Origin of the sequence: Sphingobium wenxiniae (assembly GCF_007830065.1) — a bacterium.
Taxonomy (GTDB): Bacteria; Pseudomonadota; Alphaproteobacteria; order Sphingomonadales; family Sphingomonadaceae; genus Sphingobium; species Sphingobium wenxiniae.
Genome location: NZ_VLKK01000018.1, coordinates 24,550 through 42,570 on the forward strand (window position 1 = coordinate 24,550; position 18,021 = coordinate 42,570).

The 18,021-nt window shown below is 58.5% G+C and carries 16 protein-coding genes; all 16 read left to right on the forward strand.

Annotated elements, in window-relative coordinates:
• The gene (gene wecB / locus IQ35_RS16870; protein ID WP_145075173.1) at positions 1–1,155 is read left to right on the forward strand and encodes a non-hydrolyzing UDP-N-acetylglucosamine 2-epimerase; all 1,155 of its coding nucleotides are present in this window, start codon (positions 1–3) and stop codon (positions 1,153–1,155) included.
• Positions 1,156–1,478: 323 nt separating this feature from the next.
• Positions 1,479–1,724, forward strand: a complete 246-nt coding sequence (locus tag IQ35_RS16875; RefSeq protein WP_145075176.1) for a DapH/DapD/GlmU-related protein — start codon at positions 1,479–1,481, stop codon at positions 1,722–1,724.
• A 21-nt stretch (positions 1,725–1,745) separates the two neighbouring features.
• Positions 1,746–3,026 (forward strand): lipopolysaccharide biosynthesis protein, encoded by a 1,281-nt coding sequence (locus IQ35_RS16880; protein WP_145075179.1) that lies wholly within the window; start codon positions 1,746–1,748, stop codon positions 3,024–3,026.
• Between the two features lie 199 nt (positions 3,027–3,225).
• Positions 3,226–4,227 (forward strand): glycosyltransferase, encoded by a 1,002-nt coding sequence (locus IQ35_RS16885; protein WP_479685475.1) that lies wholly within the window; start codon positions 3,226–3,228, stop codon positions 4,225–4,227.
• Positions 4,224–5,624, forward strand: a complete 1,401-nt coding sequence (locus IQ35_RS16890) for a hypothetical protein (protein ID WP_145075185.1) — start codon at positions 4,224–4,226, stop codon at positions 5,622–5,624. Before IQ35_RS16885 ends, IQ35_RS16890 begins: the two co-directional genes overlap by 4 nt.
• Positions 5,625–5,628: 4 nt before the next feature.
• On the forward strand, positions 5,629–6,696 hold the full coding sequence (locus tag IQ35_RS16895) for a glycosyltransferase (RefSeq protein ID WP_145075188.1): 1,068 nt from the start codon (positions 5,629–5,631) through the stop codon (positions 6,694–6,696).
• A 2-nt stretch (positions 6,697–6,698) separates the two neighbouring features.
• Positions 6,699–7,904: a glycosyltransferase gene (locus tag IQ35_RS16900; RefSeq protein WP_158636694.1), complete on the forward strand. Its 1,206-nt coding sequence runs from the start codon at positions 6,699–6,701 to the stop codon at positions 7,902–7,904.
• A 153-nt stretch (positions 7,905–8,057) separates the two neighbouring features.
• The gene (locus IQ35_RS16905; RefSeq protein WP_158636695.1) at positions 8,058–9,323 is read left to right on the forward strand and encodes a glycosyltransferase family 4 protein; all 1,266 of its coding nucleotides are present in this window, start codon (positions 8,058–8,060) and stop codon (positions 9,321–9,323) included.
• Positions 9,324–9,570: 247 nt separating this feature from the next.
• Positions 9,571–10,173 carry a sugar transferase gene (locus tag IQ35_RS16910; RefSeq protein WP_145075197.1) on the forward strand — a complete coding sequence of 201 codons (603 nt, stop codon included), beginning with the start codon at positions 9,571–9,573 and terminating at the stop codon, positions 10,171–10,173.
• Complete coding sequence (locus IQ35_RS16915) at positions 10,170–10,802, forward strand: acetyltransferase (RefSeq protein ID WP_145075200.1); 633 nt, start codon at positions 10,170–10,172, stop codon at positions 10,800–10,802. Before IQ35_RS16910 ends, IQ35_RS16915 begins: the two co-directional genes overlap by 4 nt.
• A gap of 1 nt (position 10,803) precedes the next feature.
• Entirely contained in the window at positions 10,804–12,048 is a 1,245-nt protein-coding gene (locus IQ35_RS16920) for a DegT/DnrJ/EryC1/StrS family aminotransferase (protein ID WP_145075203.1), read from the forward strand.
• The gene (locus IQ35_RS16925; RefSeq protein ID WP_145075206.1) at positions 12,049–13,404 is read left to right on the forward strand and encodes an O-antigen ligase family protein; all 1,356 of its coding nucleotides are present in this window, start codon (positions 12,049–12,051) and stop codon (positions 13,402–13,404) included.
• A 52-nt stretch (positions 13,405–13,456) separates the two neighbouring features.
• Positions 13,457–14,167: a polysaccharide biosynthesis/export family protein gene (locus tag IQ35_RS16930; protein WP_242003387.1), complete on the forward strand. Its 711-nt coding sequence runs from the start codon at positions 13,457–13,459 to the stop codon at positions 14,165–14,167.
• Positions 14,168–14,180: 13 nt separating this feature from the next.
• A complete protein-coding gene (locus IQ35_RS16935; RefSeq protein ID WP_145075212.1) occupies positions 14,181–16,385 on the forward strand; it encodes a GumC family protein in 2,205 nt (734 codons plus the stop codon).
• Positions 16,385–17,641: a tetratricopeptide repeat protein gene (locus IQ35_RS16940; RefSeq protein WP_145075215.1), complete on the forward strand. Its 1,257-nt coding sequence runs from the start codon at positions 16,385–16,387 to the stop codon at positions 17,639–17,641. Before IQ35_RS16935 ends, IQ35_RS16940 begins: the two co-directional genes overlap by 1 nt.
• Positions 17,638–18,015 (forward strand): hypothetical protein, encoded by a 378-nt coding sequence (locus IQ35_RS16945; RefSeq protein ID WP_145075218.1) that lies wholly within the window; start codon positions 17,638–17,640, stop codon positions 18,013–18,015. Before IQ35_RS16940 ends, IQ35_RS16945 begins: the two co-directional genes overlap by 4 nt.
• Positions 18,016–18,021: the final 6 nt, after the last annotated feature.

Consider the following 18,021-nt stretch of genomic DNA (forward strand, 5'->3'; position numbering starts at 1 on the left):
ATGTCCCGCCTTAAAGTCATGACCATTTTGGGCACCCGTCCCGAGATCATCCGCCTTTCGCGCGTGATGGCGCGGCTCGACGAGTATACCGACCAGATCATTGTCCACACTGGGCAGAATTGGGATTTCGAACTCAACGAAGTTTTCTTCGAGGATCTCGGTGTCCGCAAGCCGGACCATTTCCTCGGCACGGGCGGTGGTACGCTGGGTGAAACGCTTGGCAAGATCCTCACCGAAAGCGAGCGCGTGATCGCCGCCGAACGACCCGACGCAGTCGTCGTGCTCGGTGACACCAACTCGGCGATTTCGGCGATCATGGCGCGCCGCATGAAGGTGCCGGTCTATCATATGGAAGCAGGCAACCGGTCTTTCGATCGCAATGTGCCGGAGGAAACGAACCGCAAGCTCGTTGATCATATTGCCGACTTCAACCTCGTCTACACCGAACATGCGCGCCGCCATCTGCTGTCGGAGGGCGTACAGCACCGCCGCATCTACCTGACAGGATCGCCGATCCGCGAAGTGCTCGACCATTATCGCAGCCAAATTGACGCGTCTGACGTGCTCGATCGGCTCGGTCTCGCGCCGCAGGGATATTTCATCGTCTCACTGCACCGCGAGGAGAATGTAGACAGTGCCGAGCGCCTGCGCTCGCTCCTGGAAACGCTCAATGCGCTCGCAGTGCGTTATGAGATGCCGGTGATCGTTTCGACGCATCCTCGCACCCGCAAACGGTTGGAGGCGCTCAAAGACATCGCGCTCGACCCGCGCGTCCAATATATGAAGCCCTTCGGCTTCCACGACTATAATGCTCTGCAAAAACAATGTTTTTGCGCTGTATCGGACAGCGGTACGATCGCCGAGGAAAGCTCGATGCTCGGCTTTCCCGCGATCACGCCGCGCGATGCGATCGAGCGGCCGGAGGGTCTCGACGTCGGCTGCATCATCATGACCGGCCTCCATCGCGACACGATGCTGGACGGCATCGAAGCGGTGACCCGCATGTTCGCCGAGCGCACCACCGCAGGCGTTGATCACCCCGTCCCCGTCGATTACCAGATCACGAACACGTCGGAACGCGTCGTCAGCCTGATCCTGGGCACGGCGCGGCTTTCGAACAGCTGGGATGGAATTCGCACGCATGATGTTGCGTGATCGCCGTGGGATCTTACAGTGAAAACCCTTCTTTCTCTTCTAGTTCGCGCGCACTCTTCTACTAAAACACTTTATAATGGTTTGCTGTCTCGTATTTACCGGACCCGACCCTCTCAAAATGGGCGAATTTTTCTTTGGACTCTTCAGATATCTACTCATTCGAATCTATTAGTGTCGGCGACAATGTGAACCTCGTCAGATACTTATCGCGGCTCGTTCGAAGATTGTGATCGGTAACAATGTCATGCTCGGCCCAGAAGTAACAATTCGTGGCGGCAATCATCGGATCGATATTGTCGGTAAGCCGATGATTGCCGTCGGTAATGATGAGAAGCGCCCTGAAAGACGATCCGGGTGTAGTTATTGAAAACGATGTGTGGATCGGGACAAGAGCAATTCTTGCTGGCGTCGCAGTCGGTCGAGGTTCGGTTGTCGCCGCTGGTGCTGCCGTGACTAAAAATGTCCCACGCTATAGCATCGTTGGAGGTAACCCAGCAAAATTGATCCGCATGCGCTGGGATCATCAAACATTTGCTCAGCATGAGACAATTATGAAGCAAATATTCTAGTTAACGATTTACGGACAACCTATGAATCGTTCACGTCGCCTTGTTTCAGGGATCATCGGGGGCGCTCTCGGGCGATCCGTCAGCCTCATTGCGCCATTTTTGGTCATGCCAATCATGCTGCGTTATCTTGGCGATACGCATTTCGGTATTTGGATGACTGCAGTGTCGATTACCAGCATGGCGCAATTCAGCGACCTAGGTATCGGTAACGGGTTGCTGACCAGACTATCAGCTGCGTTTGGCCGTGACGATATCGTTAGCGCCCGCGCAGATATTTCGAGCGCCTATGCGATGCTGACATGCGTGGCATTGATACTCTCCGTTATTTCAGGGGGTCTGTTGCTGGCATCCAATCTACGACCATTCGGAATATCCACCCAGCCCGCCTCGCTTGCTATCGTAGCGTCAGTCCTGGTGGCTTTTTTTGCCGGAATTCCAGCGAGCATCATTCAGCGCGTCATGTATGCCCGACAACAGGTTATGTTGAGCAATCTATGGCAGATTGCGGGGGCCAGCGTTGCGGTTATCGCCTGCTGGGCGGCTGTGACTTTGAAGCTACCGCCATGGGCCGCCGTGCTGGCTTACGGCCTTCCTGCGGCACTGGCCCTGGCAGGCGCAGGCCTGTGGTACTTCGTTCGCAATCCGGAATTGCGGCCTCGCCTGTCCGATGTGCGTAAGGATTCCAGCCGACAGCTTTTAACACTTGGAATACGCTTTCTCGCGCTTGGCATTTTGACGTCGGTCGCGTTGAATGTTGATAATGTCATTATTGCTGCGAATGCAGGCGCACATGCAGTCACGCAATACTCGGTCCCAGCGAAAATTGGGTCGCTCTTGGGCCTCGTCATAACGACGATCTTTCTTCCACTATGGGCCGCCAACGGCGAAGCATTAGCGCGGGGCGATTTTGACTGGGTACGCAATAACAGCCGCCGGATGGTATGGATCGGCGGTGGCGGTGTTGCGGTCGCAGCTATGATATTAACGTTGGCAGGTGACCGGATCATCTATTTATGGATGGGCCGAAATTTTTCCGATCAGCAGATGATTTTAGGATTGCTTGGGGGGCTTTCGGTTGTGATGGCTATTGCGTCACCTGCGAATATGGTTCTGAACGCGATAGGACAAATTCGAATTCAAATCATTGCTTGGGCAATCTTCGCTCTAATCACTATTGCTCTCAAATTAGCTTTTGTCACTGAAGGCCATCTGTGGCTCGTTCCTGCCATTTCTCTGATAATGTATGCTATCATTATAACGCCAGCGATGTGGAAAACGGCCGGCAACGCGCTGAGGCATTAAGGGACGACACCCAATGCGAATTCTAATTGTAGGCCATTTCGACACCCGCGAAAGCACCGCTGCGAGCTTGCGAGTGCGTGGAACGGCGGGAGCGCTGCTAACGGCAGGGCATGACGTACAGGTGATCGATGTTCGAATGGGGAGAACCGATCCGAGGGGCTGGTCGATAGAGTTGTCAGGGCTACCGATATTGACGGGCGTGTCGCTGGACGAATACGCCACCGGCTTCCTTTCACATTTTCCGATGGGCGTTCGAGGAATGTTTATCGGGGACGTTACCGCAAATTATATCCGCGAAATGTCTCCGCGACCCGATCTTATCATTCTCTATGGCACGCATCTGGGATATATTCGGCGGCTCCGCAAACTTTGCAACGAACTCGGTATCCCGCTCGTCCTCGACATCGTCGAATGGTATGCGGCGGAGGATCTGCCCGGCGGCCGCTTCGGTCCCTATGCCATTTCCAACATGCTGAGTATGCGCCGGGAATCGTTTCGCGCCGACGGCTTCTTTGTCATAAGCGAGCGCCTGGCCAAGCATTATAGCCGTGCAGGCAAGCCAATCGTAACGGTCCCGCCTCTCTTTCTTGAAACCGTCATGACCGCAGAAAAATGGTCCGAAGACGACGGACGCCTTCATCTCGTTTACGCCGGATCACCAGGTAACAAGGAAGCGTTCGAAACGCTGATTGGCGGACTGAGCATTGCGGCGGCACAGGGCGTGGCGCTTACCTGGCACCTCGTCGGCATGACCGAGGCGGATTTGCGGGCCGTGCCGGGTGGCTCGACGTGGCTTGACGGGGCAGGTGCCACGGCCACGATCTGCTATGGCCGCATCCCGAACGTGCGCGCCCGAAGAATCGTATCACGGTCGGATTTTAGCCTGCTATTACGACCGCTGCGCCGATCCAATCAGTTTGGCTTTCCATCAAAGCTTGCTGAGAGCATGACGCTGGGTACACCGGTCATCGCTAACCGGTTCAGTGACCTCTCGCGCTTCCTGAGCGACGGGGAAAACGCCCTCCTGTTGACCGATTTGTCGAATGAAACTTTCGCCGATGCCGTGATGCGAGCGGCAAACCATTCTCCCGGCATCCGCAATATGATGTGCGCCAGCGCACAAGCCCTTGCCCGAACGCACTTTTGCCCCCAAAGCCACTCGCGGTCCATGAGCGACATGCTGGAGAAATTGCGCGGATGACCATGTCTGTCTCTCAATTTCGATCTGATAGAGGCCGGGTCTATCCGGGACTGGTTGACGGGCACCATCATGGCAGCTTGCCGTCACGTACTCGAAAGACCCTCTTTGCCCCGATCCGCTTCTCGCTCCTCTACCTCCTGACGACTTTCGGGCTGTTCCTGATCAGCAATCTCGTCAGCGACGTTTCCAATCTCGGAACGCTCATCAGTTTCGTCATGCTGTCATTTGCCGGGCTTTATCTGGGCTATTATATGGGTATTGCTCCCGTGGTCGAACATTACAAGCGCGACCAAGGCGCGCCATTCGGCGACCGTCCCTCTCATAGATGGCTCGTTATCGCAGGCGCCCTCTATTTTACCGTTTGGGGCATAAATCAATTCTATGATTTCGGCGGTACTGATCTTCAAAGCATTGTGCGAACCATACTTTCGCCCGGTGAGGCCTATCAAGCCAAATTCGATGTTTTTTCTGAACGAATAGAAACCAAACAGGTAAACCGGATTACGCAAATTCTCATTATACTCAGCATTATATATGCGGTTTTCTTGCCATTGGCTGTCGTATCCTGGTCGCGACTCAATCGTTACATCAAAGCCCTGACGATTTTGGGCGTTACAATGTATGTGACAAGTTTTCTGTTCATCGGCACCATGAAGGGCATCGGCGACATTGTCCTTTTCCTTATAACAGGCGTTTCCGTGATCCTGGCGCGGCAGAGCCTGTCCAGCGCCCAGCGCATCGTCCGCACCCGTATTTATGTCATGATCGGCATCACCAGCTTTGCCTTCTTCACCTATATGGCGATCAACCAAGTCCAAAGGGCGGAACAGTTCGGCATTTCGGAATCGGGAACGGTCGGCAACATATCCGATACGCTTCTCGTCCGGACAATTGGGTACGACGCGGCCTTTGGTATATATCAGACACTCGCCTACCCCAGCCACGGTTATCGCGGGCTTGCCTACAGTCTTGAACAGCCATTTGAATTTTCCCACGGCGCCGGCTTCTCACAGGCTTATGAATCCTACCGGCTTCAGTTCCTGGGAGGCGAGGACAATCGTTATCTCACCTACCCCTATCGCGCCGAACGGATAACCGGCTGGCCGGCAGGAATGTACTGGTCGACGATTTTTCCCTGGCTGGCGTCGGATCTCAGTTTTTTCGGCGTACCGATCTTCATGATCCTCATGGGCTTTATTTTCGCCCGGTTATGGATAGCCTGTCTTTACAATAACAATCCCTTCGCTCTGGCTGCGGTGGGGCAGATGATCATTTTCATCGCCTTCATACCCGCGAATAACCAGGTGCTCATGCAGCGTCAGGGCCTATGGGCGGTAATTACCTTGATCGGCATCGGGCTGACCAAATATCTGGCACGCCGCCAACCGGTTCGCTGACGTCATGGATCCCCTAGTTGTTCAGCATTGCTTTGGCGCACCGCATACGGGCGGACCCGCGGCAGCGTTGTCGCGCCTGCAGGCGATGCGCACGCACCCTTATCCCGAAATCTGGCAGCGCGAGGCGGCGGGCGGTTTCTCGTTGCAGCTCATCCGGCGCTTCAAGGACGAACTTCGACGATTACGCCCCCAACTCCTGCATGTACGTGGCCTGGGGAACGAAGGGTTCCATGCGGCACTGGCCGGCCGCTTGGCCGGCGTACCTCATATTCTCGTATCGGTGCATGGAACGCAACGTGACCTGGTGGGCAGCGGCGGTCTTCGGCGGGCGACCGTGGTAAATCTGCTCGAGCCAGCGACGCTGCGGATGGCCGATGCTATCGTCACCATGTGCCATTCGGCGGCACAGCGGAGCTTCCTAGATCCTGTCCGGCATAAGATGCTTGTGCCCGTACCTAATGGAGTGGCATTGCCTGGTCCTGAAGAAATGGCAAAAGGTACGGCCATTCGCGAACGACTGGGAATCGCCGCCGACCGGATCGTGGCAGTCATCGTATCGCGGCTGACTGAGCAAAAGGGCTATGCCGACCTCGCCCAGGCTTTGCGCCATATCGAAGCAGCGGACGGCCCGGACATCGACTTGATTGTTGTCGGAGGTGGCGATGAAGACGGACGCATCGCTCGGCTTTTTGACGGCCTTGTCCGATGCCGAGTGCATTTTACCGGACAGCAGAGCGAAGTGGGGCCTTATCTCGCGGCTGCCGATCTATTCGTTTTTCCGTCATGGCACGAAAATCTGTCCAACGCGCTGATCGAAGCGATGGCCTATCGCCTGCCAGTCGTCGCGACCGCAGTAGGCGGCAACGTCGAAGTCTTAAATCACGGCGGCGGCGTGCTTGTACCGGCCCGCAATGCGGGGGCGTTGGCTGGCGCCATGCTCCGGCTGGTCAAAGACGCCGCCCAGCGCGAGGCGATGGGCCATGCCGCCCTTGGAACGATTGTCGAACATTATAGCCTCGATCGAATGGCGCGGTCGTGGGAAGCACATTATCGCGCGGTCGCGGCGACATGAGTATGAGCAAATCTCCCGCCCTGCTCCTGGGTTTCACCATCCCCGACGCCGTAGCGCGTCCGATATTCGCAGCCGATCCGCTACCGGCAGTGCAGACACATAATTTCGCTTGGAGCCTGGCGCACGCGCTCGGCAGCGCCCATGATCGCATATATTTGCTGTCTACGGACCCGGTGCAGAACTATCCGCTCGTTCCGCAGAAGTGGTTCGCCGCAAGAAGCTTCGTCGAAAATGGTATCGAGGGGCGAACGATCGCTTTTGCGAACCTGATGATCTTAAAGCATCTGACCCGCTTTATTTCCTGCCTCGCAGCTTTGCCTCAAATTCGGCGTTGGCAAATACACAGCATCTATATCCATGGCGTTCACAGTCCGTTCCTGCTTTTTGGCGCCTTACTCGCCCTATTCGGATATCGCGTCGTTCCCGTCCTGACTGACCCGCCGGGCATTATTCTGCCGACCGACGGAAAGATTTCCACACTGCTCAAGCGAGTGGACCGCAAAATTACTAGGGCGCTGATACGACGCACGACCGCCATTGTCGCGCTTGCGCCTGAACTGGCGCGCCCCTTTGCGGACACGCTTCCGGTATTGGTGGTGCCGGGGATTCTCAACGGCCGCTGGGTCGAACGAATTCAAAGCTTCGGCAAGGCACGCATACAGTCCCCACCCGGAAAGCGCCCGGTCGTCCTATATGCCGGCGGTCTTGTCGCCGCTTATGGCGTCGACCGGCTCATCGATGCAGCGACATTGCTGCCCGATATCGATTTTCTTTTCTATGGGAAGGGCAATCAAGTGGTAAGGCTGGAGAATAGCGCCGCACCCAACATCAGCTATCGTGGCTTTGCCAATTCGGCCCAGCTCGCAGAGGCGATGCGCGATGCCTCCATCCTGATCAATCCGAGACCTTCAAACGCCGATTTTGCGGTTCAGTCCTTCCCGTCGAAGCTCATCGAATATCTTGCCACTGGCCGTACGGTGCTGACAACGCGCATTCGCAGCATTCCGTCCGACCTCGCGAACTGTTTCGACTATATCGACGATGAAACCCCTGCGGGAATCGCCGATGCGATCCAGCGTGCGCTTATTAAGCCGGAGAGCAAACACGACGTCCTCGCCCATATCGAAGCCCTTTACGGCGAACAGGCCGTCGGTGCGTGGCTGGCAGCGCTCGCCAACGACCGCACACCGCGAGGGTCCTTCTCATGAATCATGTTCCCCTTTGCTCTGCCGTCTCTCTGCCTGAGCGCCAGTTCATCATGATCCCAGCATGCCGTGAGATGCCAAACCGCGTTTCTATCGCCAAAGGATCATCAGTCGAGTATCTGCAAAGCATGTATGCCCCGAAGATATGGCGTGAATATGATTGAACAGCGCGATTGCGATCAGGCGCATGTGACGACACGTCCACTCCGGCTGCTCTACATCTCCCAATGGTTTGAGCCGGAACCCATTCTCAAAGGCGCCTCGTTCGTGAAGGGCCTCGAAAGTCGAGGTTATCATGTGCAGTCTATCACCGGCTTTCCACATTATCCTCACGGCAAGGTCTACCCAGGCTATCGCCTGACATTTCACAAGCACGACATGGCAGGCGGCGTCCCTGTTGAAAGAGTGCTGCTCTATCCGAACCACAGCCGATCGAGCATCTTGCGGATCGTAAACTATTTCAGTTTTGCATTTAGCGCCGGCGTCTTCGGTGCGCTGCGATCCAGGCAATTCGATGTGGCTTATGTCTATCCGCCCATCCCCGCCGCTCTCGCGACTGCTGCCGTGTGCGCATTACGGCGCCGCCCTTACGTCATGGATATCCAGGATCTCTGGCCGGATTCAGTAGTGTCCTCCGGCATGCCCGGCGTCCGATGGATGGAACGAGCAATCCATATGCTGTGCAGGATCGCCTATCGTCGGGCAGCAATGATCGTCGCCCAATCACAAGGGATTGCCGACCGGCTGATAGAACGCGGCGTACCGCGCGACAAGATTCACGTCATTTACAACTGGGCGCATGAAGATGTGCCAGCGCCACAAATCGATCAAGCGCGATACGGCTTTGAAGGACGCTTCAATATCGTCTACGCCGGTAATCTAGGCATAGTGCAAGGACTCGACACGCTGATCGAGGCTACGAAAATCGCTGCTCGCTCGGTTCCTAACATTCGGTTGACGCTGATTGGTAATGGGGTGGAAGCGGATCGATTACGCGACCTCATCGCCCATGATGGCAGCGATTATGTTCAGCTTCTTCCGGCAGTCCCGCGCGAGACCATCGGCGATGTGCTGGCATCGGCCGACGTCCTGACACTGCATCTCGTCCGCGATCCGCTGTTCGCGATCACTGTTCCCCATAAGACCCAGACCTACCTTTCGGCCGGCAAACCGGTGCTGGCAGCCGTCGAGGGAGAAGCCGCAAGAATCGTAGTTGAATCGGGTGCAGGCTTGGCAGCACAACCTGAGAACTCTGCATCAATCGCTGACGCGATGGTGGCCTTCGCTACAATGACGCCTGCAGAACGCGAGGCCATGGGCCAGCGCGCGCGCGATACCTATGGTTCTAATTTCTCATTCGCAGCCGCTCTTGAAAAAACCGACGCTGTTCTTCGTACGGCGATGATACCCGTCGGTGAATAAGGCAATTTCAAACCAATGGAAAATTCAAAGGCCTCTGTGACTTGAGATTGAAACAGATGTGTCGCAAAGCGATTTTGCGCCCGTCACATTTTATTATTCAAAAATATTTATAGCTATTACATAATAATATTTTAGCATTTTTATTTAAAAGATCAAAAATTCTTCACCAATAGCAAGCGCGCACATATAAAGTATTATTGTATGATATTAAGATGCTTATCGTCTATATTGAGATCAATGTAATCACATGACAAAGCGCTTTTTCGACATCGTTATAGCCGGCACGGGCCTGATTTTCTTCATTCCCGTCCTGCTCGTTATTTCTTCCCTTGTCGCTATCCTATTAGGACGTCCTGTGTTGTTCACACAACGACGACCGGGTTTGAAAGGCAAAGCTTTTACGATCTGGAAATTCCGTACCATGATCAATGCCGTTGATAAGGCAGGCAACCTGCTACCCGATGAACAGCGTTTGACGCGTTTTGGTCGCTTCCTGCGAAAATCCAGTCTCGACGAACTCCCTGGATTGGTCAATGTTTTGAAAGGTGATATGAGCCTGGTCGGGCCTCGCCCTCTTCTGATAGAATATCTGCCGCTTTACAGCCCGGAACAGGCGCGACGGCACGAAGTGCGCCCTGGGATCACCGGCTGGGCGCAGGTCAACGGTCGCAACGCGCTTTCCTGGGACGAAAAATTCGCGCTCGACCTTTGGTATGTCGAACATCGCTCTTTCATACTCGACCTGAAGATTCTGTTCCGCACAGTTCGCAAAGTCCTCGTTCGTGACGGGATCAACGCGGCAGGGGAGGCGACGATGCCGAAATTCACTGGAAGCGAAAACCGCCCGTGACGCGCCTCATCGGCATATATGGCGCCGGCGGATGCGGCCGCGGCATCATGCCGCTCGCGCGGTCCATGCCGCTCGCCAGGGATGCCCGGCTCGTATTCATCGACGATGGCGCAGGCCATGGCCATATCAATGGCCAGGAGGTTATGTCGTTCGACCGCTTCAGGGAAGAGGAAGCGAGCGAAAAGCATGTCGCCCTGGCCGTCGCCGGACCTGCAATTCGCGCGGCGATGGCGCGAAAATGCGATGAGACGGGTTTGCAGTTGCTGTCCGTCTGGGCCAAGGACACGATCATGATGGACGATGTCGAGATCGACGAAGGCGCGCTCGTTTCGCCCTATGTCACCTTTACCTCCAACATCAAGGTCGGCCGCTGCTTCCATGCCAACCTCTATTCCTATGTCGAGCATGATTGCGTGATCGGCGATTATGTCACCTTTGCACCGGGTGTGCGCTGCAACGGCAATATTCGGATCGGCGATCGCGCCTATATCGGGTCCGGCGCGGTCATTCGCCAGAATCTGACGATCGGCGCGGACGCGGTGGTCGGCATGGGGGCCGTCGTGACCAAGGATGTTCCTCCCGGTGTAACCGTGGTCGGCAACCCCGCCCACATTCTCGAGAAAAACTGACATGCTGAACACAAATTTCGCGCCTTGGCCCAGTTTCACGCAGGAAGAAGCGGACGCCGTTTCCGCCGTCCTGCTCTCCAACCGCGTCAACTATTGGACCGGCGAGGAATGCCGCGCCTTCGAGCGGGAGTTCGCCGCCTGGTCGGAAAGCGATCATGCCATCGCCGTCGCCAACGGCACGGTCGCGCTCGATCTGGCGCTCCAGGGTCTTGGCATCGGCAGCGCCAATGGCGGCAGCGCGCAGGATGAGGTGATCGTCACGCCGCGCACCTTCATCGCATCGATTTCCTGCGTCGCCAATGCCGGCGCCAAGCCGGTCTTCGCCGATGTCGATCGTGCCAGCGGCAATATTTCCGCCGACACCTGTCGAGCCGTCCTGACCCCGCAGACCAAGGCGATCATCGCGGTGCATCTGTCAGGCTGGCCGTGCGACATGGACCCGATCATGGACCTCGCCGCCGCGAATGGCATCAAGGTGATCGAGGATTGCGCGCAGGCGCATGGCGCGCGCTACAAGGGGCGCAGCGTCGGGTCGATCGGCGATGTCAGCGCCTGGTCCTTCTGCCAGGACAAGATCATGACCACCGGCGGCGAGGGCGGCATGGTGACGTGCAACGACCGCGCGCTCTGGTCGCGCATGTGGTCGTTCAAGGATCATGGCAAGAGCTGGGACGCGGTCTACGAACGCGCGCACCCGCCGGGTTTTCGCTGGCTGCACGAAAGCATCGGCACCAACTGGCGGATGCTGGAGATGCAGGCCGCGATCGGACGCATCCAGCTCCGCCGCATGGCCGAGTGGACGCGCGCGCGGACGGAGAATGCGACGATCCTGCAAGAGGCGCTGACGCCCTTTGCCGGGGAGGAAGGGGTCCTGCGCCTCCATGGCCCGCTCGGCCAGGACGAAAGCTGGCGGCAAGGGTCGGTCCATGCTTTCTACAAATATTATGCCTATGTGCGGCCGGAAAATCTGGCCCCCGGCTGGTCGCGCGACCGGATCGTCGATGCAATGGGCCAGCAGGACATTCCCTGTTTTCAAGGCTCCTGTTCGGAAGTCTATCTCGAAAAGGCGTTCGACGGCACCGGCTGGCGGCCCGAGGCGCCCTTGCCGGTCACACAGGAACTGGGCGGGACCAGCCTCATGTTTCTCGTCCATCCGAGCCTGTCCGCGAACGACATGGCGCGCGTTTCGCAGGCCATAGACGACGTGATGAAGGACGCGATGCGCACAGAGGAAGCGCTGTCCTAAATGCCTGCCCGCGCCGTCCTCACCCATCGCTGGAATCCCGCTCTGACGCTGTTCCTTCTGCTGCTGGGGGCGCTCTGGATGGCGGGCGGCGCGTCACATGCCGACGTCACCGGGCAGGTGGTGACGCGGGGCGCCGCATGGTCGCTCCTCGTGCTGGCGATCCTGCTCGGCGTGCGGCCGGTCGTCGCGGGGGCACGGCCTGTGTTCTGGCTGCTGCTGGCGACGGTGCTGCTCGTGCTGCTGCAGCTTGTACCGCTGCCTCCCAACATCTGGACAGCATTGCCGGGCCGGGATGCGCTGCTCGGCGCGTCACCTGACGAGGCGATATGGCGGCCTTGGGCGATCGTCCCTTCGGCGACGGCCAATGCTGCCTCCTCGCTGATCGTGCCGGTCGTGACGTTCATGCTCATGAGCGCCTTGCGCGATGAGGAGAAACCATGGCTGCCGACGATCCTGCTCGGCGTCATTTTCTGCGCGATGCTGGTCGGCTTGCTGCAATTTTCCAGCTTCGGCATCGACAACCCATTCATCAATGACTCGGCGGGCGCGGTCGGCGGGACATTTGCCAACCGCAATCATTTCGCGCTGTTGCTCGCCATGGGGTGCCTGATCACGCCCGTCTGGGCCTTTGCCGGAAAGCGGAGCGCGGGATGGCGTGCGCCGGTCGCGCTGGGGCTGATCACGCTGTTTGCGCTCACTATCCTGGCGACCGGATCGCGCGCCGGCCTATTGACCGGCCTGCTGGCGCTGGCGCTGGGCCTGGCCTTGTGCTGGCACGATGTCGGCCATGCCCTGCGTGGAGCGCCGCGCTGGGTGTTCCCGGCGCTGATCGCGGCGATCGTCGGCGTCGTCGCTCTGTTCGTCCTGGTCAGCATCGCCGCCGACAGGGCGGAATCCGTGCGCCGCGCGTTTGAAATCGATGCCGGCCAGGACATGCGCACGCGCGGTCTGCCGACGGTTCTGGCGATGATCGCCGCCTATTTTCCCGCCGGATCGGGGTTCGGCGGCTTCGATCCGATCTTCCGCCTGCATGAGCCGTTCGCCCTGCTCAAGCCCACCTATTTCAATCATGCCCATAATGATTTTCTGGAAGTGGTGCTCGATGGCGGCCTGCCCGCGCTGCTGCTCCTGATCGTCGCGATCGGCTGGTATGCGATAGCCAGCGTCCGCGCCTGGCGGGCGAGCGGACGACACGCGGTCCTGCCCAAGCTCGGATCGGCCATGTTGCTTCTCGTTCTCGTCGCCAGCGTCTTCGACTATCCGGCGCGCACACCGATGATCATGGCAATGATCGTCATCGCCGCTTCTTGGCTCTGCCAAAATAGGACAGTCGGCGTTAGGGCCGCCTTTACCTGATTGCGATCAGCATCTAAGGCGAAATTCTCTTCAGCGGGAAGATATGGGGCGCATGCGCAAAATTCTTGTTTCGATCATGCTCGCGGCCGGTCTTGTCGGCTGCGCGGGCACACCGCCGCCCCAGTCCAGCGCGCAACTGACCGTCATTCCCGACAGCCAGGGCCTGCCCGCACCCAGCCGGGGCGATCTCGCCGCGGCCGACCGGCCTGCGCTGATCGGTCCGCTCGACACGATCAACGTCGATATCTTCAACGTGCCCGAACTCAGCCGCGAAATGCAGGTGGACGCGAGCGGACGGATTTCGATGCCGCTCATCGGCACCGTCGATGCGCGCAACAAGACCGCTGACGAACTGGCCCGCACCATCGAGGATTCATTGCAGGGGCGGTATGTTCGCAACCCGCAGGTGACGATCAATATCAAAAGCTCGGTCAGCCAGGTCGTGACCGTCGATGGCGAAGTGAAGGAGCCTGGCCTCTACCCGGTGACCAACCAGATGACGCTGATGCGCGTCATCGCCTCGGCCAAGGGCCTGTCGGAATTCGCCAAGCAGGAACAGGTCGTGATCCTGCGCACCGTCGACAATCAGCGGATGGCGGGTCTTTACGACATCGGTGCGATCCGGCGTGGCGCCTACGCCGACCCGGCAGTCTACGCCAATGATGTCGTCATCGTCGGAGATTCCCCGCAACGTCGCCTCTTCCGCGATGTCGTTTCTCTAGCACCTCTACTCGCGGCGCCCCTTGTCGCGGTCCTGCGTTAAGGGTTGCTGTTCCATGAATAATATCGGTTTGAATTCTGACAGCTATTTCACCCAGCATACATTTTTGCAGACACATCTGGATAATGCACGATCTCCTATATTACGCCAATATCTGCGTATCGCGATGCGTTGGCGTTACGTTATCTTGGGTGCCGTGGCGGTTTGTTTCCTGATCGGACTCATCGCGACTTTGTTAACGACACCGCAATATACAGCCTCTTCGACAATCGAAATCTCCCGTGAATCTGACAAGGTCACGGATTTTCAGGGAGTCGAGCGCGAGGCTAGCATTGCTGACCAGGAATTTTACCAGACGCAATATGGCTTGTTGAAATCGCGGGCACTTTCCGAACGCGTGGCGACGCAACTTCAATTGGCAGAATCCCTAAGCTTTTTTGAAATGTTCGACATTAAAAGTAGCGATGCTGCTTTTAAATTAGAAAATGGCCGTTATCCCGCTTCCGGCCGCGCCATACGTCAACGTATTGCCGGAGACATTCTACGCAAACATTTGAGTATTAACCCGACGCGCATGTCGCGCCTGGTAGAGATTAATTTTACCAGCCCAGACCCAAACTTCTCGGCCCAAGTCACCAATAGATGGGCTGTGAATTTCATCCAAACTAATCTGGAGCGAAAAGTCCAAGCGACCTCCTATGGCCGCAATCTTCTCCAAAGCCAGCTTACCCAACTAAAAAAGCGGCTGGATGAATCGCAGCGGCAGTTAGTGAATTACGCTTCGTCCGCCCGGATCATCAACCTCCCCGCGCAATCGGGCAACGGCCAGTCCAGTTCGGAGCGCTCGATCGTCGTCGATGATCTGGCCGCGCTCAACGCCGCTCTGGCGCAGGCGACCGCGGGCCGTATCGAAGCCCAGGCGCGCTATCAACAAAACGGACGCGCGGGCGCCTCAGCGGAAGCGTTGAGCAATTCGGCGATCAACAGCTTGCGCCAGCGGCGTGCAGAACTCGCGGCTGAGTACCGCCGGCTGATGACGCAGTTCGAACCGGGCTATCCTGCCGCTCAAGCGATCCAGGTGCAGATCACCCAGCTCGACCGCAGCATCGCCAGCGAAGAAGGCCGCGTGACCTCGTCTCTCCAAGCTGACTATCGCCGAACGCAGGAGCAGGAACAGGCGCTCCAGGCGAAGGTCGAGCAGCTTAAGGGCGATTATCTCGATCTGCGTCGCCGCAGCATCCAATATAATATCTACCAGCAGGAAGTGGATACCAACCAGGCGCTCTATGACGGCCTGCTCCAGCGCTTCAAGGAAATCGGCATCGCCGGCGGGGTCGGCGTCAACAATATCTCGATCGTCGATCCGGCGCAGGCGCCCAGAGCGCCTTCAAGCCCCAAGTTGCTGATCAATCTCGCCATCGCCATATTGGCGGGCTTGGGTATCGGCGCAGCGCTGGCTTTTGGTCTCGAACAGATCGACGAGGGCATCACCGACCCGGCGGAAGCCAAGCGCGAGCTTGGCCTGCCGCTGCTCGGTTCGATCCCCAAGATCGACGAAGCGCCCAAGGATATCCTGCTCGACCGCAAGTCCGATCTGGTCGACGCCTATCTCACGGTGCAGACCAATCTCGCCTTCTCGACCGAACATGGCGTGCCGCGCTCCTTCTCCGTCACCTCGACGCGACCGAGCGAAGGCAAATCGACCACCTGTCTCGCGCTTGCCACGACATTGGCGCGCGGCGGCAAGCGGATCATCCTCATTGATGGTGACATGCGCAATCCGTCGATCCATCATCTGGGCGGTGTCCAGCACGATCGGGGCCTCAGCAACTATCTGACCGGCGAAGACAATATCGACAGCCTGACCTTCCCCATGGCGGATCTGGGCTTCACCGCCATGTCGGCAGGGCCGCTGCCGCCCAATGCGGCGGAACTGTTGACCAGCAATCGCCTGTCGCAGCTCATCGCGCAGCTGCTCGAGAGCTACGACCATGTCATCATCGACTCCCCGCCGGTCATGGGCCTCGCCGACGCGCCGCTCATCGCCGCTAAGGTCGAGGGCGTCGTCTATGCCGTTGAATCGCATGGCATCCGCACCGGCCTGGTGAAGGAAGCGCTCGGCCGTCTCATCACTGCCAATGTCCGCATCATCGGTAGCGTGCTCACCAAGTTCGACGCCAAAAAGGCCCATTATGGCTATGGCTATGGCTATGAATATGGCTACCGCTATGGCCGCAAGGTAGAGCCCGACGCCGCCTGATGAAGGAACAGGGCTCCCGGCAACGGCGCTCGCCGCAGGAATGGGGCGTTCGTCTGGTTCTGGCCGGGGTGGTCGGCTGGATCGGCTATCTCTCGGTCATGCAGTCGGTGGCGCTGGTACTGCCTGACAGCCGGATTGAAGAAGCCTATGCTTTGGCACCGAACAATGGGCGCATCGCGGGGCGGTTGTCGCAGGCACTTTATCGCCCTGATGCGAGCGAAGCGGAGCGAACGCGTGCGGTAGCGATCGCGCGCGAGGCTCTGCGGCACGACCCGACCGCCGTCGAAGCCGTCGCGACGCTGGCCGCCGACGCTTTCGCGCGCGGCAATCAGGCAGGGGGCGAGCGCCTGCTCGCCTATTCGCAGAAGCTGTCACGGCGCGACCTGCGCACGCAATTGATGGCGATCGAACTCGCTGTCGCACAGGACGACATTGCCGGCGCGCTCCACCATTATGACATCGCGCTGCGCACCAAAAAGAACGCGCCCGAACTGCTTTTTCCAGTGCTGACCTCTGCGCTATCCGACCAGGCGATCCGCACGGAGATGGTCAAGACGCTCGGGAAACAACCCAATTGGGGCACCGGCTTCATCGCCCATGCCGCACGCAGCGACGCAAATCCGGCAGCGAGCGCTGCTTTCTTCCGTGCCTTGCAGGCGGCCCGCGTGCCCGTGTCCGACGCCTCCAGCGTCGCGCTCCTCAACCGGCTTTTGGCAGCGAAGCTATTCGACGATGCCTGGGCCTATTATGCCGCCGCGCGTCCCGGCAGCGACCGGCGCCGGTCGCGCGATCCCGATTTTACGAACGCACTCGAGGCCCGTAGCGCCCTCGACTGGGTGGCCGTCAACGGCCTCGGCGTATCGACCGCGATCTTGCCCGATGCACGGAACGGACTGTTCGACTTCACCGTGTCGATGGGCAATGGCGGCACGCTGCTGCAGCAGCTTCATATGCTGCCTGCTGGTGATTATGTGCTGGAAGGGCATAGTATGGGCATCGAGCAGCCCGCGCGCTCACGGCCCTATTGGACGCTGCGCTGCCAAACCGGCGGCGAGATCGGACGGGTGGAACTGCCCAATTCGTCGCAGGCGGGCGGGCGCTTCCAAGGGACCATAAGCGTCCCCACCGACTGCCCCGTGCAGATGCTGGCGCTGGTCGCGCGCTCGACCGATGATATCGGCGGGGTGTCGGGGCAGATCGATCGCATCGCGATCCGCCCCGCGCGCGCTCAAGAATCTGCAAGGACGGCATCATGAGACTTTATCTGCGCAGCCTCGCCGCAGTCACCTTGCTGGTCCTAGCCTCCATCGCGCAGGCGCAGCAGACGATCCGCCCCGGCCAAGTCACCACATTGCCGATGGGTCAAATGGAACAGAGCCAAGTAGCTCCGACGCAGGAGATAGCCCGCCCCGGCCAGATAGCGACATCGGCGGTGGGACAGATCGGGCAGCGCCAGAGCGCCGCAGCCATCGACACCGGACCGATGGGCCGCGTCAACAATCGGATCGCCAACCGGGTGCAGAACCGCATCCGCAATCGGATCGACCGTTCTTACGACCCGACTGCTAATACGACGTCCCCTTTCGAAGTCGCGGCAGAACAGACGACACGCGGTCAGCCGCCGCAGTAAAGGGCG

Coding starts and splice junctions, on each gene's coding strand:
- IQ35_RS16920 (WP_145075203.1), top strand. CDS start 10,804: ATGCTGAACACAAATTTCGCGCCTTGGCCCAGTTTCACGCAGGAAGAA.
- IQ35_RS16940 (WP_145075215.1), top strand. CDS start 16,385: ATGAAGGAACAGGGCTCCCGGCAACGGCGCTCGCCGCAGGAATGGGGC.
- IQ35_RS16905 (WP_158636695.1), top strand. CDS start 8,058: ATGATTGAACAGCGCGATTGCGATCAGGCGCATGTGACGACACGTCCA.
- IQ35_RS16900 (WP_158636694.1), top strand. CDS start 6,699: ATGAGCAAATCTCCCGCCCTGCTCCTGGGTTTCACCATCCCCGACGCC.
- IQ35_RS16935 (WP_145075212.1), top strand. CDS start 14,181: ATGAATAATATCGGTTTGAATTCTGACAGCTATTTCACCCAGCATACA.
- wecB (WP_145075173.1), top strand. CDS start 1: ATGTCCCGCCTTAAAGTCATGACCATTTTGGGCACCCGTCCCGAGATC.
- IQ35_RS16925 (WP_145075206.1), top strand. CDS start 12,049: ATGCCTGCCCGCGCCGTCCTCACCCATCGCTGGAATCCCGCTCTGACG.
- IQ35_RS16910 (WP_145075197.1), top strand. CDS start 9,571: ATGACAAAGCGCTTTTTCGACATCGTTATAGCCGGCACGGGCCTGATT.
- IQ35_RS16875 (WP_145075176.1), top strand. CDS start 1,479: ATGATGAGAAGCGCCCTGAAAGACGATCCGGGTGTAGTTATTGAAAAC.
- IQ35_RS16895 (WP_145075188.1), top strand. CDS start 5,629: ATGGATCCCCTAGTTGTTCAGCATTGCTTTGGCGCACCGCATACGGGC.
- IQ35_RS16890 (WP_145075185.1), top strand. CDS start 4,224: ATGACCATGTCTGTCTCTCAATTTCGATCTGATAGAGGCCGGGTCTAT.
- IQ35_RS16945 (WP_145075218.1), top strand. CDS start 17,638: ATGAGACTTTATCTGCGCAGCCTCGCCGCAGTCACCTTGCTGGTCCTA.
- IQ35_RS16930 (WP_242003387.1), top strand. CDS start 13,457: ATGCGCAAAATTCTTGTTTCGATCATGCTCGCGGCCGGTCTTGTCGGC.
- IQ35_RS16880 (WP_145075179.1), top strand. CDS start 1,746: ATGAATCGTTCACGTCGCCTTGTTTCAGGGATCATCGGGGGCGCTCTC.